Raw genomic sequence first — 13,346 nt, 5'->3', positions numbered from 1 at the left:
TGAAGACTCATAACTATCCCCCTTTAAACAATTTTAGTATATCCTATGAAAAAATATATGAATATGTGACAAAATATAACAAATTATTTTATAAAATTGGTTTGTTAAAAAAATAATTATGTAGTATAATATTTATAGAAATTTTAGAAAAATAATAATTTTATTACAATGGGGTGGTGGATGTGGAATTTACTCTAACAAAGGAACAGGAACTTATGAAGGAAATGCTGCAGAAATTTGTAGAAAATGAAGTAAAGCCTATAGCAGCAGAAGTCGACGAAAAGGAAATTTTTCCGATGGAAACGGTTAAAAAAATGGCAAAGCTAGGCCTTATGGGAATACCATTTCCAAGGGAAGTTGGAGGTGCAGGAGGAGACTTTTTAAGTTATATCCTCGCTGTTGAAGAAATATCTAAAGCTTGTGCAACAACAGGGGTTATCCTCTCTGCCCACACATCCCTCTGCTGCTGGCCTATATATAATTTTGGAACAGAGGAACAAAAGAAAAAATACTTACCAACCCTTTTAAAGGGAGAAAAGATAGGTGCCTTTGCTCTTACAGAACCCAATGCAGGAACCGATGCAGCAAGCCAGCAGACAACAGCAAAGCTTGAGGGGGATTATTACATCCTAAACGGCAGCAAAGTATTTATAACCAACGGAGGATATGCAGATATATTTATAGTATTTGCCATGACTGATAGAAGCAAAGGGACAAAGGGAATATCAGCCTTTATAGTTGAAAAGGGATTTGAAGGCTTTGAAATAGGCAAAATAGAAGAAAAGATGGGTATAAGGGGCTCATCAACAGCAGAGCTTATATTTAAGGACTGCAAAGTTCCAAAGGAAAACCTTCTTGGACAAGAAGGGAAGGGTTTTTCAATAGCGATGGCAACTTTAGACGGAGGAAGAATAGGAATCGCTGCACAGGCCCTTGGAATAGCCGAAGGTGCTCTTGAAGAGGCAGTAAAATATATGAAGGAAAGAAAACAATTTGGAAAGCCATTATCAAGTTTTCAGGGGCTTCAATGGTATATAGCTGAAATGGCAACAAAGGTAGAAGCAGCGAAACTTTTAGTATATAAAGCGGCATGGAAAAAGGAAAAGGGACTTCCAATAAGCCTTGATGCGTCTATGGCAAAGCTATTTGCATCAGAAACTGCAATGGAGGTTACAACAAAGGCAGTGCAAATATTTGGAGGATACGGCTATACAAGGGACTATCCAGTTGAAAGAATGATGAGGGATGCAAAGATAACGGAGATATACGAAGGAACAAGCGAAGTTCAAAAGATGGTAATATCAGCACATGTTTTAAAATAGGGGGATAACATGAGAATAGTAGTATGCATAAAGCAGGTTCCGGACACAAACGAAGTTAAGATAGATCCTGTAAAGGGAACATTAATAAGAGAAGGAGTTCCAAGCATAATGAATCCAGATGATAAAAACGCCCTTGAGGAGGCTCTAAGGCTCAAGGATGAGTTCGGTGCAGAGGTTACAGTAATAACGATGGGACCACCTCAGGCGGAAAAGGTTTTAAGGGAAGCCCTTGCAATGGGAGCGGACAAGGCTATTCTTTTAACAGATAGGTTATTTGCAGGGGCAGATACATGGGCAACATCCTTAACCCTTGCAAAGGCGATAGAAAAGATAGGCTATGACATAATCTTTGCAGGAAGACAGGCAATCGATGGTGATACTGCACAGGTAGGACCGGAGATTGCAGAACACCTTAACATTCCTCAGGTTACATATGTAGAAAAGGTAGATGTAGAAGGAAGAACATTAAGGGTAAAAGGGCCCTTGAGGATGGATACGAGATAATAAAGATAAATATGCCCTGCCTTTTAACCTGCATAAAGGAACTCAACAAGCCAAGATACATGAACGTATATGATATATTTACATGCTATCAAAAGGAAATAAAGGTTTTAACTGCAGAGGATTTAGCACTTCAAAAGGAAGAAATAGGACTTTTAGGCTCACCGACAAAGGTAAGAAAGACCTTTACAAAGGAACCAAAGGGAAAAGGTGAGATAGTAAACCTTTCAGCAAAGGAAGCAGCAACATTTATTGCAGAAAAGCTAAGGGAAAAGCACTACATTTAGGGGGATAATATGAGTGTATGGGTTATAGCAGAACAAAGAAACGGGCATTTGCAGAAGGTAGCCTTAGAACTTTTAGGAAAGGGAAGGGAGCTTTCAGAAAAGCTTGGAGTAAAGCTTACAGCGGTATTGGTAGGATATGAGGTAGAAAAACTTGCAAATACCCTAATAAAGCATGGGGCAGATGAGGTAATAGTTCTTGAGAATATTCTTTTAAAGAACTATACAACCGATGGATATACAAATGCCATAGAAAAAATAGCAATAGAAAGAAAACCTGAGATTATATTGATAGGAGCAACAAACATAGGAAGGGACTTAGGCCCAAGGCTTGCAGCAAGACTAAAGACGGGACTTACAGCCGACTGCACAGGGCTTGATATAGATGAAAATACTAAAAATCTATTAATGACAAGACCAGCCTTTGGCGGAAATTTGATGGCAACAATAGAATGTCCAAACCACAGGCCACAAATGGCAACGATAAGGCCGGGAGTATTCCCACTTCCATGTCCTGATGATAGAAGGGAAGGAAGGATAGAGAAAATAGATGTCAAGATAAAGGAAGAGGAAATAAGAACAGTTGTAGAGAAGATAGTAAAATCCCTTGATGAAAAGATAGATATAACAGAGGCTAAGGTTATAGTATCAGGGGGAAGAGGAATAGGAAACAAGGAAGGATTTGAGATGCTAAAGGAGCTTGCCCATCTTTTAGGTGGAGTAGTTGGAGCAAGCCGTGCAGCAGTAGATGCAGGATGGATAGGAAAGGATCATCAGGTAGGGCAGACAGGAAAAACTGTAAGACCAAAGCTTTATATAGCATGTGGCATCTCAGGTGCAATTCAGCATCTTGCAGGGATGCAGGAGAGCGAATATATAATTGCCATAAACAAGGATGAAAATGCCCCAATAATGTCCATTGCAGACCTTGGAATAGTTGGAGATGTTTATAAGGTCCTTCCAGAGCTTATAAATGAAATTAAGGCTTATAAGGATAGTTGTGAGATAGTTAACCTATAATAAAAAGCCACAATATATTGTTAAGTCAATATATTGTGGCTTTTATACCGCTATTTCATTTTCGAAATTTATTTTTATTTCTCTTAGCCTTCTAAAATCGAAATTAGGAATGTGGATTTGCTTTAAAAGTTTTATGCTGTCATCAAAATTATCTATTAAGTTTAGATTATTGTTTTGCAATTCTTTAGCTAACAGATCATTATAATAATTACAGTAGGCAAAGTAATCTTTTCTTTCCCTATTGTAACTTTCATATTCTGATCCGCAGGTTTCAATAACCTCACGGCAAAGGTAAAGGTTGCAGGGGTGAGGTCTTAGTGTAAAATGAAGCTTACAACCGTTTTTATCAAAATGGGCAAAGCTTAAAGAAAAGCTTTGAATCAAAATCCTTTGCTTGAGGTTTTAATTTGTTATATTTTTCATCATCAAAATATCCTAAAACTTCGATGTGATATTTTTCGATCTTTGAATTTGAAAGATTTGCAATCTCGTAAATAAAATCTTCCCTTCCAAAGTTTAAGATGTTTTTTATATCGATTAACTTATATTTGGGGAAATACCAGCAGCATCCCCTCATTTTAACTTTTAGATACGATGTTGATTCTAAAAAGCCATAGCAATTTCCACAATAGGAACATCTAAAAAGCGGAATGTTATCATGCACTATGAGGTTTAAACTGTGCATATTATCATCCCCCTTACAGTATGATTTATAGCACAATAATAAATATATTTCAAATATGTAAATATTATGAAAAAATAAAGAAAAATTTTAAACTAAAAGAAATTAAAAGAAATATCAAAAAAATTATTGAATATCGAGAAAAATTAAAATTGTTTATTAAGTTTTACAAGAATATAATTAAAATAAAGAAAATATTAGCTTTTCGATGGGCAGGTATAGCTCAATGGCAGAGCTCCGGCTTCCCAAGCCGGCTATGCGGGTTCGATTCCCGTTACCTGCTCCACTCATATGTAAAACCCTAAGGTTAGTGATAACCTTATCATCATATATTATAACCTTGTCAACGTAAGTGTTGATGATTTCTTTCAAGTCATCAACATTTTTATTTTGCAATCTGTGCATATCTTTAATAAGATACTTTTCAATAAGCTTTTCATTAAGTGAGTAGGTTTCCAGTTTATGCTTAAGTTCATATAACGTTGATGTAACTTGACTTTTTTCTTCTTCAAGTTTATTCATTGCTTCTTTCATTGTTGGACTATACATCCCGTCTGCAATAGCTGCGACTATATTATCAATTTTCTTTTGAATTTCACTTAACTTTTCTTCAAGAAGTTTTAAATCTTCAGCGTCTTCTTGAACCATTTTATTATAGTATTCTACTAACTTTGATGTAAGGGATTTAATTGCATCTGGATTGAATATGCTAATTTTAAGATTTTCAATAACTTTTTCCTCAACATAATCTCTCTTTACTGCCTTTAGGTCGCAGTTTTTAGTTCTATATTTTGTTCCGCAAATGTAGTTTGGATAAATTTTATCTTTCATATGTGTAGTATGACCTATTAGAGCAGCTCCACATTTACCACAGAAAATTTTCCCAGAAAGAAGATATATTTGTTTAGCTTTATTTTTTCCATTTGCCCTACTTTGCATTCTTTCTTTAATCTTATTAAAAAGTTCTACTGGAATAATTTGAGGTATAGCTCCAGGGATTTTAATAATTTCTTCTTCAGGTTTAGATTTATGTTGATTCCTCTTACCATTTACATCTTTTGCAGCCTGTCTATTAAATATATAACAGCCTGTGTATTTTTCGTTTTTTAATATGTCGTGTAAACTTGGTTGAGTAAAATCATTCCCACGCTTAGTTTTAAAGCCTCTTGCTTTTAGTTCTTGTATAAGTTTCTTATACCCAATTCCTTCAGCATATCTTTGGAAAATATATTTTACTATTTGGGCCTCTTTTTCATTTATTACATATTTACCATCAACTACATCATATCCAAGCGGAGTAGTGCCTCCGTTATGTTTGGCTTTAAGGGCATTCTCCCTCATGCCTTTCATAACTTCTCTTGCAAGGTTTTTGGAGTAATATTCAGCCATGCCTTCTAAAACTGATTCAAGTATAATTGATTCAGGGCTATCGTCTAAATTTTCGAGAACAGAGATTAGTCTAACACCATGCTTTTTGAGTTGCCTTTTATAAAAAGCAGAATCATATCTATTACGAGCAAATCTATCAAGTTTATGAACTATAACAGTATCAAATATTCCAAGTGAACTATCTTTAATCATTTGAAGAAATTGAGGTCTGTCATCTGATGTAGCAGACTTAGCTTCATCTGTATATATCTTAACTATTTCATAACCTTGTTTTGCTGCAAAATCTTTAATAGCTCTTATTTGAGCATCTATACTTTCCTCTCTTTGATTATCACTTGAATACCTTGCATATATTGCTGCTTTCATAAATAACCTCCTTTTGACAAAAATAATAACCCAACACACATAAAGTGTATTGGGTTTCGTGGAACCTCTAATGAATCTCAAGGATTTCTTTTGGGTTTCTATTATTATTTTAGCGAACGTATGTTTGGGTGTCAAGTATTTAAGCAATTAATTGTAATAATTTATCACGTTCACTCCATGATATTGTTACATCAGAATTGTCTTCTAAAATTTTTAATATGTCTTTTGTCCAAATATCATCTTCATCATTGATTAAAGAAACTCCTATAAATTGATTATTGTTTCTTCGTAAATCATACCATTGAAAAGCAACTCTTTCAGCAAGTGCTTGACCATATGAAGTTGAAGCAGCAGAAATAGGTTCTATATATATAGGTTTTGGTTTTATAATAACAAAATCGAGTTTATATGTTTTTGAATAACCTGTAATTGATAAATTTCTATATGGAACATTCTTACTATCTAAATAACTTTTTATATTATCCCTAAATGTAGTTTTACTTCTTTCAAATGATGTATATGTTAAATTGCAAATTGACATTGATGCATTAATAAAATTATTTAAATATAAAGGGAAATCATCTAATGATTTAACGAAAGATTTTAAAGCATATCCATCAAAAAATGTGTTTGTCCTTTTACAAATAGAATTTAAATATTGTTTTCTTGAGGGTGTGTTTATATCAATGTTACTTAATAGGAGATACTCAAATGTTAATCCATCGTCTGATATAATTATTGTATCATTTTGGACTTCAATAAAAATCTCAATATGATCATGATCTTGACGAAGGAAAGGTGTAATAATATGGCAAAAGTCTTTATTATATTCAATAATAAAATTAGAATTAAGCCAACTAATATATTTATCAATATAAACTCTACAATCATTAATATTTACCATATATTACACCTCCTTTTTTATTTATTTTATCATAATTAATTATATTTTCATAGTATTGTTTGATAACATATATTTTTATAATCAATATTGCATTCATCTAAAAAATTAAATAGAGCTATATTTACATCTGTTAAACAAATATCATTTACTATATAAGTTTCATGATCGTTAGTTCCATCCCACTTATGTTTATGGGATGTAGGTTTTTATAGTAGTGATGTTTCATATCCCATCTTCTTATTTTTACGCAAGATTTATAAAGTAAACAAAATGAATAATTAATTCCTCTTTTTTAGTTCGAGAATAATTCGCTATAAGAATAAACTCATGAACTTCTTCAGAAACCACAGGAATTCTTAATTCATAAGCAATTCTTTCTGAATTTTGGCATTTTACCTTCCACTCTATTATATTATTAACGGGAATATATTTTTTTAATCTATATAATCTATCAGCTTCTTCTTGAGTTACCATTTTCTATCCTCCTTAAGAACTTTTACGGGTTGGTGCTCAATGGCTCTCGAATTCTGGTCGCCATTGTTATATAACTTATCTTATTATTAAAAGTTCTGTTGGGATACAGAAAATTGCGGCAATTTGTTCTATGGAATAATCTGAATATTGTTTTAGCGTTTCATCAGATACGAGTAGGTATGAGCAGAATAGGTTTGCTTCATTTTCAAATTTATTAGTGCTAAACAAAGTATGTTGCTTTAAGAAAGTGCAATTTATTTTTGTATGTAAAATAGCATGTCCAAGTTCATGCCCACAAACATAAATCTTTTCAGAATATGATAAATGCTTGTTTAAGTAAATAAATTTATTCCTTTTTCATATTGATAAATCCCTTTGACTTCCAAAGGAAAATCCCAATATAGAATAGTTATATTTAATTTTTCAGCAAGTTCAAAAGGATTGTTAGTTTTATATTTATTAACAAGTTTATCAACAATTGATTTAATATAATTCAAAATAATCCCCTCCCATTTATGGCGACCATATAACCCTAGGGAAATTATTCATAATTTTAAATAATACTTTGAAAATATCATTTTACTCACTCCACAATATTGTGCTTTATTTTTCGAGGTCTATAAACATAGCCTTTTTCTTTTTATTTATAAAATCTTTTAACGAATTATCAATTACAACTTTAAAAGAATCATCAATATGATACGAATTATCTAATACATTTTTTACTTTTTTAGGTTGATAATATGGTGTTTTTTTGCTTGTTCTAAGAGTTTAATAGCTTCATCTATTTGCCCTAATTTTGTATAAATTTGTGCAATACGAATATATCCAGAAGGCATAGCTGGATCCATTTTATTAGCTAACTTGTAACATCTTAAAGCATTGTCAAAGTCATATTCTCCTTCATAACATTTGCCTAGGTCGCTATATACCCAAAACAAATGAATTTCTAAGGTTATTTCTACGTTTTCCCCATCTCGAGTAACATATCCTTTTTCATAACTATCTTCAGTAGGATTTATTAAATATTTTTCTAAATATTTTATTGCTTCTTTTCTGAACTTAGCTCCTTTCCAAACATAAGCTCTTCCAACTATTAAATAAGCTTTAGGGTCATCTATATCTTTACATAGTTCAATAATTTTATCTAAAATTTTATGCCTATCTTTAGCTTCTTTAAGGATTTTTTCTGCAATTTTGTTTAATTGTGAATTAGAATTTCCAAATCCAACACTTAATTTTAAACTATCAAATAAAATTTTAGCGAGTTCAAGTTTTGCATTATTAGATAAATTATTTAAATTGATTTCTTTGCTTGTGTTACTGTAATTTGGGGATGTATTACTACCTTTTTATCATTGTATTTTTCTTCTTGTGATGAGATATTTATTGATTTGTGAGCAAATATATTTAGTATTTTTGTTATAAAATTTAAGCTTTTGCCTGATTTAACATTAGGATTAGTAATAGTATCATAGACGCAACCACATTCACACGAAACTGGTAGGTTTAAAATGAAACCTTCTTTGGATGGGAAACAAGTATTTTTAAGTATGTGTTTGATATTTCCACAGTTTGGACATTTTGCAACGATAAAGTCATCATTTGCCTTTATAAATTTCACATTTCCAACCCCTTTTAATAAAACATTTTAAAATTAAATTATTAAACACACTTAATAATATTATTCATTATCTTTTCTATACTTTTTAGGAGTATATTTTTTATTGATTATTTTAGCCTGCCTCATACCAAATTCTAATGCTGCTAAAATACTTTCAATAGCTTCTGGAGATGCAGGCTCTCCGTTAAACATTAATCCTTGTTGTTTAAGTAAATCTTCTTTCATTTTTTCAAGTCTCTTGGCGATATCTTTTTCTTCTTTAGGGGTGAGCTGAGGAGCTGAAGGGTTGGTTTCTGCTTTTTCTATATATCCAGCTGCTTGCATAAGTTCTTCATAGGTAACACCATTATGAGCAACCTCAGCTAATCTCTTTATAACATCTGGAGTTGGAGGATTGTCTAATTTTTCATTTAAAAGCTTTGATATATATGTCCTATTAACTCCACTTTCTATAGCATATTGGCTTTTATTTCTATCACCTAAAGCTTTTTCTAATAATCTTTTAAATTCTTTTTATCAAACATATTGATATCACCCCTTATTTAATAATAATTTTGAGTGTGAAAATAATCAACAAAATTATGTCGAAATTTATCGTTAATTTTTTTCACGAATAAATGTGAAAATAATTGACAAAATATAAATAGTGTGATAAATTTAAAGTGTGAAAAAAATTAACAAACAGGGGGTGATTATATGAAGCCAAATGTAAAAAAGTTAAATGATTTAGTAAAAGAAAAATTCAATGGTAATAAATCAGCTTTTGCAAATGCCTTAGGATTAGACAGGGCACAAGTTTCAAAAGTATTAAAAGATGGAACTTGTGCAGGTGCTCAATTCTATGGTGCATTATATGTATTCTGTGAAAAAGAAAAATTGGATTTTAGGGACTATATTTTTTACCTGAAAGTGTGAAAAAATTAACAAAACCTCTGCCTAACAATAGTTTATGCAGAATATGAAAAAGATGATGGAAGGAGGTGGAGGAGATGAAAAATGAAATATTGCCAAAAGTTAGAGTAATAAAGTGTAAAAGACAAAATAACTTTGAACATCAGAAATATAGAATTTTAATCAATGATAAAGATGTAAGTTCATATTTTTATGAAGTATCAACAAGAGTTTCAGTTGAAGATACGTTTTTAACAGAGGTTACTTTAAAATTGAAAACAAATGATTTCCAGTGGTTAAGTGAAGAGTAAAAGCCGAACCATTAGGACTGATCCGGCTTTGATATCAAAGATAAAGTTTTTCAGGAACGCTTTTAAGTATAGGGCAATCTTGAGCTATTGGACATTTAAAGTAACTATGATGTTCACATTCGGCTAGGCCTTTTATAAAAAGATTTGGATTATCAAAACTTCTCGCATCAATAAATTCAACAGTAATAGTATTTTCTTTGTTTAATGTTGGGCAAAAACCACTAAAAGAACGGTTAATTTTCAACAATTTCACCTCCCTTCAATATAAGAATTCTACTACAGGGAGGAAAATCCTGCTAAATAAAAATTTAATATGCATTGGGTTTCGTGGAAAAGGGTGATGAGGGGCATTGATAGGAGGAATTGATATGTTAGAGAACATGGATGATTTTAGATGCCCCAAGTGTAACAAATTGTTATTCAAATACAAGTTAAAAGGTGAATTGGTAGCTCAGGTTAAATGCACAAGGTGCAAAACATTAGCAAGTTTACAAGTGTTAAGTAGGTGATAAAATGGAAGTTTTGCTTATTAGTATTACAGATAACAGAGAAAACAATAGCAAAGATGTGAAAGTGTTAGGGAAAGACGAAATGCCAGAGGAAGTTTATTTAAAACCAATGGTTAATATTCTAAAGAAAAAAATGAAGGAGGTGCAAAGTGATGAACTTGGAGCAAAGGATAGCAGAGCTTGAAAAGAGTGGCTGAACTTGAGAAGAAAGCCCAGCCGAAAGATTTAAAGCTACAAGAAAAACATATTAGAAAGTTGATATCAATAAAAGAAGAATTTGAAAGAATGGATATTAACAATTTAATTAACAGGTTTAACAATAATTTAGCAATGTCATTAACAGAACATGAAATCATCACAGCAGTTTTTAAATTATGTAAATAAATTAGGGTAGTAGTCCCAATATTTTTTATCAAGCCAACCTTGAGAGTTATTTTTAACTTCAATAATTATAAAACGGTCATTTTCATTTGTAACTTTTTGATTTCATTATAAATTTGGTCTACAGAAAGAGTAGATTTTATTAACCAAGTTGTTGATAAAAAATGCATCCAAATGTTTTGATATGAGCAATTTTTAATCGCTTGTTCTACTTTTTCATAGTTTTGGCCACTATTATGTAAATCATAACTAATCAAATAAACCATATATTCTCACCTCCTTCCTGTAGATTAACTTCTACAAGAAAGAGGAAAATCCTGCAAATTTTTTTCGACAAAGGGGTAAAGTGAGATGTATGAGCAAGACATGAGAATCAAGGTTATAGACAGCGATCAAGTGATTGTTGATTTGCTCAAATACTTTAAAGATTGGCAACTAATACACTCGCTTATAAAGATTTTAGGTAAAGAAAAAATAGAAGAATGTTTGCAAAGGAGGTAAGGTTATGGATGAAAGAACAATTCAAAAGATAAGAGAAAGGCATTTTAAAGCAGTTGAAAGAGCTGAAAGAGAAGGTAACACAAGAGAACTTTGGAGGTTGGATATGGAAATGGAGGATTCAATGGTCCTCAAACATGGAAGAGTATCAGGAATTGTTGATGAAGATGAGCTTTTTAAAAGGAGGTAAAGTGAGATGGAAGTGAAGAACAATCAACTTGCACCAATTCAAAAAGTAAAATCCATGCTTTCAAAAGAAGATGTTCAAAAAGGTTTAAAGAGATATTAGGGAAAAGAGCTCCAGCTTTCATGTCAAGCATAATCAATCTTGTGAATAGTAATACAGATTTGCAACAATGTGAACCACGTTCAATATTAGCTTCAGCAGCAGTTGCAGCTACTTTAGATTTACCAATAGATCCTAACTTAGGATTAGCCTATATAGTTCCATACAAAGTAAAAGGAGTATCAAAAGCACAGTTTCAGATAGGATATAAAGGATTTGTGCAATTAGCTTTAAGGACAGGGCAATACAGACGCATAAATGTTATTGAAATAAAGGAGGACAATTAAAATCTTTTAATCCTCTAACGGAAGAAATAGAATTTGATTTTAATGCAAAAGAGTCAGATAAGGTTATAGGATATGCAGCATACTTTCAGCTAATTAATGGATTTGAAAAGGTAGTCTATTGGCCAATTGAAAAAGTTATAGCACATGGACAAAGATACTCAAAGACATTTAATAACGGACCATGGAAGACTAACTTTGATGAGATGGCTAAAAAGACAGTATTAAAGAACACACTAAGCAAGTGGGGAATACTTTCAATAGAAATGCAGACAGCGATTAAAGCAGATCAGGCAGTAATTAATAGAGTGAATAAAGAAGAAATCGAATGTGAATATGTTGATAATCCTAATTATGAAATAAATTATGAGGTAAAAGATGCAGAAAATGAGGAGATAAAAAACATTGAAGAAGAGATTAGCTTTGAAGGAACACCATTTGAAGAAAATAACGAAGAACTTGAAGGGCAATAGAAAAAGCCCTGGGCAAAAGGGCTCTTTCTGAAGTCCGTTTGGTGCGGAGCGGCCACTCCCTGCACCCTCATTATAGCACAAAGGCTGATTGAATTAAAGGGGTCCAAAAATTGCTACTAAGGAAAACTTTTTAAAAGCGATTTTGGTCGCTACTTCCACTGTTATTATTATATCCACTTTATTTATGAATTATACATCGAAAAATAAAGAAATTCAAAGATATGAAATACATGTTGTTCAGCCAGGAGATACATTATGGAAGATTTCAAAGATGTATAGACCCAACGAAGATCCAAGGAAAGTTGTTTGGGAAATTCAAAAGCACAATAAGATATCACCAGTAATTAGACCAGGACAAGTATTGGAGATACCAATCAGATAGAACTAAAGATGGGAGGGTTCAATATGAGTGATTTAAAAATTATAGATGAAAGAGAATTATTTGGAAGAAAATTTAGAATTTTTGGGACACCTGAAGAACCATTGTTTTTAGCCAAAGATGTAGCAGAGTGGATTGATTACGATTTATCAAGTGTTCATAAGTTAGTAGCTTTAGTTGAGGAGGATGAAAAGGTTCGGAAGAATGTTCCGACCCCTGGTGGAGAACAAGAAATGTGGTTTTTAACCGAAGATGGCTTATATGAAGTTCTTATGCAGAGCAGAAAGCCTATAGCAAAGCTATTCAAAAAGAAAGTTAAAGAGATTCTGAAAGATATTAGGAAACATGGAATTTATGTAACAGATAAAGTACTAGAAAAAACACTTGAAGATCCAGACTTTATGATTGAACTTCTTACGAAATACAAAGAGGAAAAACAACGAAGGCTTGAAGCAGAAAGAATAAACAATATTCTAATGCATGTGAATAAAACTTATACAACGACAGAAATAGCAAAAGAGTTAGGATTTAAGTCAGCAATAGCACTTAATGAAGATTTAGAGAAAAAGAAAATTCAATTCAAACAGAATGGAACATGGGTTCTTTATAGTAAATATGCAAATTTAGGTTATGTAGAAATCAAACAAGAAGTTTTAGATAATGGCAAAGTAATCTATCACAGGCGATGGACACAATTAGGAAGAGAATTCTTACTAAAGCTTTATAACAAAGAAAAAGAAGAACAAATAAGCTAACTGGAGCAGGGCC

At 32.0% G+C, this 13,346-nt stretch carries 21 protein-coding genes, 1 tRNA gene and 3 pseudogenes; 14 read left to right on the top strand and 11 right to left on the bottom strand.

Going from position 1 to position 13,346, the window contains the following annotated elements:
- The first annotated feature begins 182 nt into the window (after window positions 1–182).
- The 3 genes and pseudogenes from PWK10_RS11550 to PWK10_RS11540 all read left to right on the top strand — a co-directional run bounded on the left by PWK10_RS11550 (window position 183) and on the right by PWK10_RS11540 (window position 3,127).
- Complete coding sequence (locus PWK10_RS11550; protein WP_274766147.1) at window positions 183–1,322, top strand: acyl-CoA dehydrogenase; 1,140 nt, start codon at window positions 183–185, stop codon at window positions 1,320–1,322.
- Between the two features lie 9 nt (window positions 1,323–1,331).
- A pseudogene (locus PWK10_RS11545) lies at window positions 1,332–2,110 on the top strand (electron transfer flavoprotein subunit beta).
- Window positions 2,111–2,119: 9 nt separating this feature from the next.
- Window positions 2,120–3,127 carry an electron transfer flavoprotein subunit alpha/FixB family protein gene (locus PWK10_RS11540; RefSeq protein ID WP_274766146.1) on the top strand — a complete coding sequence of 336 codons (1,008 nt, stop codon included), beginning with the start codon at window positions 2,120–2,122 and terminating at the stop codon, window positions 3,125–3,127.
- Between the two features lie 42 nt (window positions 3,128–3,169).
- Here the strand turns inward: PWK10_RS11540 and PWK10_RS11535 are convergent, their stop codons facing one another.
- Complete coding sequence (locus tag PWK10_RS11535; RefSeq protein WP_274766145.1) at window positions 3,170–3,511, bottom strand: hypothetical protein; 342 nt, start codon at window positions 3,509–3,511, stop codon at window positions 3,170–3,172.
- The gene (locus PWK10_RS11530; RefSeq protein WP_274766144.1) at window positions 3,474–3,812 is read right to left on the bottom strand and encodes a hypothetical protein; all 339 of its coding nucleotides are present in this window, start codon (window positions 3,810–3,812) and stop codon (window positions 3,474–3,476) included. The genes PWK10_RS11535 and PWK10_RS11530 overlap by 38 nt, the downstream gene beginning before the upstream one ends.
- 209 nt (window positions 3,813–4,021) lie before the next feature.
- On the opposite strand from PWK10_RS11530, the gene PWK10_RS11525 reads away from it, so the two are divergent.
- Window positions 4,022–4,095: transfer RNA gene (locus PWK10_RS11525), tRNA-Gly, on the top strand.
- 440 nt (window positions 4,096–4,535) lie between these two features.
- On the opposite strand, the pseudogene PWK10_RS11520 reads toward PWK10_RS11525, so the two are convergent.
- The 8 genes and pseudogenes from PWK10_RS11520 to PWK10_RS11495 form a co-directional block, all read right to left on the bottom strand.
- Window positions 4,536–5,564, bottom strand: a pseudogene (locus PWK10_RS11520) (recombinase family protein); the annotation flags it as partial.
- A 139-nt stretch (window positions 5,565–5,703) separates the two neighbouring features.
- Window positions 5,704–6,468 carry a DUF1828 domain-containing protein gene (locus PWK10_RS11515; RefSeq protein WP_274766143.1) on the bottom strand — a complete coding sequence of 255 codons (765 nt, stop codon included), beginning with the start codon at window positions 6,466–6,468 and terminating at the stop codon, window positions 5,704–5,706.
- Between the two features lie 243 nt (window positions 6,469–6,711).
- A complete protein-coding gene (locus tag PWK10_RS11510; protein ID WP_274766142.1) occupies window positions 6,712–6,942 on the bottom strand; it encodes a hypothetical protein in 231 nt (76 codons plus the stop codon).
- A gap of 75 nt (window positions 6,943–7,017) precedes the next feature.
- Window positions 7,018–7,248, bottom strand: a complete 231-nt coding sequence (locus tag PWK10_RS19920) for an ImmA/IrrE family metallo-endopeptidase (RefSeq protein WP_446715373.1) — start codon at window positions 7,246–7,248, stop codon at window positions 7,018–7,020.
- 26 nt (window positions 7,249–7,274) lie between these two features.
- Window positions 7,275–7,439, bottom strand: a complete 165-nt coding sequence (locus PWK10_RS11505; protein ID WP_274766141.1) for a hypothetical protein — start codon at window positions 7,437–7,439, stop codon at window positions 7,275–7,277.
- A gap of 225 nt (window positions 7,440–7,664) precedes the next feature.
- Window positions 7,665–7,883 (bottom strand): tetratricopeptide repeat protein, encoded by a 219-nt coding sequence (locus PWK10_RS19915; protein WP_446715248.1) that lies wholly within the window; start codon window positions 7,881–7,883, stop codon window positions 7,665–7,667.
- A gap of 356 nt (window positions 7,884–8,239) precedes the next feature.
- On the bottom strand, window positions 8,240–8,566 hold the full coding sequence (locus PWK10_RS11500) for a hypothetical protein (RefSeq protein ID WP_274766140.1): 327 nt from the start codon (window positions 8,564–8,566) through the stop codon (window positions 8,240–8,242).
- Window positions 8,567–8,626: 60 nt separating this feature from the next.
- On the bottom strand, window positions 8,627–8,890 hold the full coding sequence (locus tag PWK10_RS11495; protein ID WP_274766139.1) for a hypothetical protein: 264 nt from the start codon (window positions 8,888–8,890) through the stop codon (window positions 8,627–8,629).
- A 372-nt stretch (window positions 8,891–9,262) separates the two neighbouring features.
- Between PWK10_RS11495 and PWK10_RS11490 the strand changes: the two genes are divergently transcribed.
- Both PWK10_RS11490 and PWK10_RS11485 read left to right on the top strand, forming a co-directional pair.
- Complete coding sequence (locus tag PWK10_RS11490; RefSeq protein ID WP_274766138.1) at window positions 9,263–9,481, top strand: hypothetical protein; 219 nt, start codon at window positions 9,263–9,265, stop codon at window positions 9,479–9,481.
- An 89-nt stretch (window positions 9,482–9,570) separates the two neighbouring features.
- Window positions 9,571–9,768 carry a hypothetical protein gene (locus PWK10_RS11485; protein ID WP_274766137.1) on the top strand — a complete coding sequence of 66 codons (198 nt, stop codon included), beginning with the start codon at window positions 9,571–9,573 and terminating at the stop codon, window positions 9,766–9,768.
- 34 nt (window positions 9,769–9,802) lie between these two features.
- Here PWK10_RS11485 and PWK10_RS11480 read toward each other — a convergent pair whose 3' ends face one another.
- Window positions 9,803–10,012, bottom strand: a complete 210-nt coding sequence (locus PWK10_RS11480; RefSeq protein WP_274766136.1) for a hypothetical protein — start codon at window positions 10,010–10,012, stop codon at window positions 9,803–9,805.
- Window positions 10,013–10,136: 124 nt separating this feature from the next.
- On the opposite strand from PWK10_RS11480, the gene PWK10_RS11475 reads away from it, so the two are divergent.
- The 8 genes and pseudogenes from PWK10_RS11475 (at window position 10,137) to PWK10_RS11435 (ending at window position 13,333) form a co-directional block, all read left to right on the top strand.
- Window positions 10,137–10,277: a Com family DNA-binding transcriptional regulator gene (locus PWK10_RS11475; RefSeq protein WP_274766135.1), complete on the top strand. Its 141-nt coding sequence runs from the start codon at window positions 10,137–10,139 to the stop codon at window positions 10,275–10,277.
- Window positions 10,278–10,281: 4 nt separating this feature from the next.
- On the top strand, window positions 10,282–10,461 hold the full coding sequence (locus PWK10_RS11470; RefSeq protein WP_274766134.1) for a hypothetical protein: 180 nt from the start codon (window positions 10,282–10,284) through the stop codon (window positions 10,459–10,461).
- Window positions 10,458–10,661 (top strand): hypothetical protein, encoded by a 204-nt coding sequence (locus tag PWK10_RS11465; RefSeq protein ID WP_274766133.1) that lies wholly within the window; start codon window positions 10,458–10,460, stop codon window positions 10,659–10,661. The genes PWK10_RS11470 and PWK10_RS11465 overlap by 4 nt, the downstream gene beginning before the upstream one ends.
- A gap of 348 nt (window positions 10,662–11,009) precedes the next feature.
- Window positions 11,010–11,159, top strand: a complete 150-nt coding sequence (locus PWK10_RS11460; RefSeq protein WP_274766132.1) for a hypothetical protein — start codon at window positions 11,010–11,012, stop codon at window positions 11,157–11,159.
- Window positions 11,160–11,163: 4 nt separating this feature from the next.
- Entirely contained in the window at window positions 11,164–11,346 is a 183-nt protein-coding gene (locus tag PWK10_RS11455) for a hypothetical protein (protein WP_274766131.1), read from the top strand.
- Window positions 11,347–11,438: 92 nt separating this feature from the next.
- Window positions 11,439–12,199: pseudogene (locus tag PWK10_RS19910) on the top strand (recombinase RecT).
- 142 nt (window positions 12,200–12,341) lie between these two features.
- Window positions 12,342–12,581 carry a LysM peptidoglycan-binding domain-containing protein gene (locus tag PWK10_RS11440; RefSeq protein ID WP_274766130.1) on the top strand — a complete coding sequence of 80 codons (240 nt, stop codon included), beginning with the start codon at window positions 12,342–12,344 and terminating at the stop codon, window positions 12,579–12,581.
- A gap of 23 nt (window positions 12,582–12,604) precedes the next feature.
- Window positions 12,605–13,333, top strand: a complete 729-nt coding sequence (locus PWK10_RS11435) for a phage antirepressor (RefSeq protein ID WP_274766129.1) — start codon at window positions 12,605–12,607, stop codon at window positions 13,331–13,333.
- Window positions 13,334–13,346: the final 13 nt, after the last annotated feature.

The sequence above is a fragment of the Caloramator sp. Dgby_cultured_2 genome (assembly GCF_028872215.1).
Lineage (GTDB): Bacteria > Bacillota > Clostridia > Clostridiales > Caloramatoraceae > Caloramator > Caloramator australicus.
Note: the sequence above shows the minus strand (reverse complement) of the source record. Positions and strands in the feature narration are given on the sequence as shown.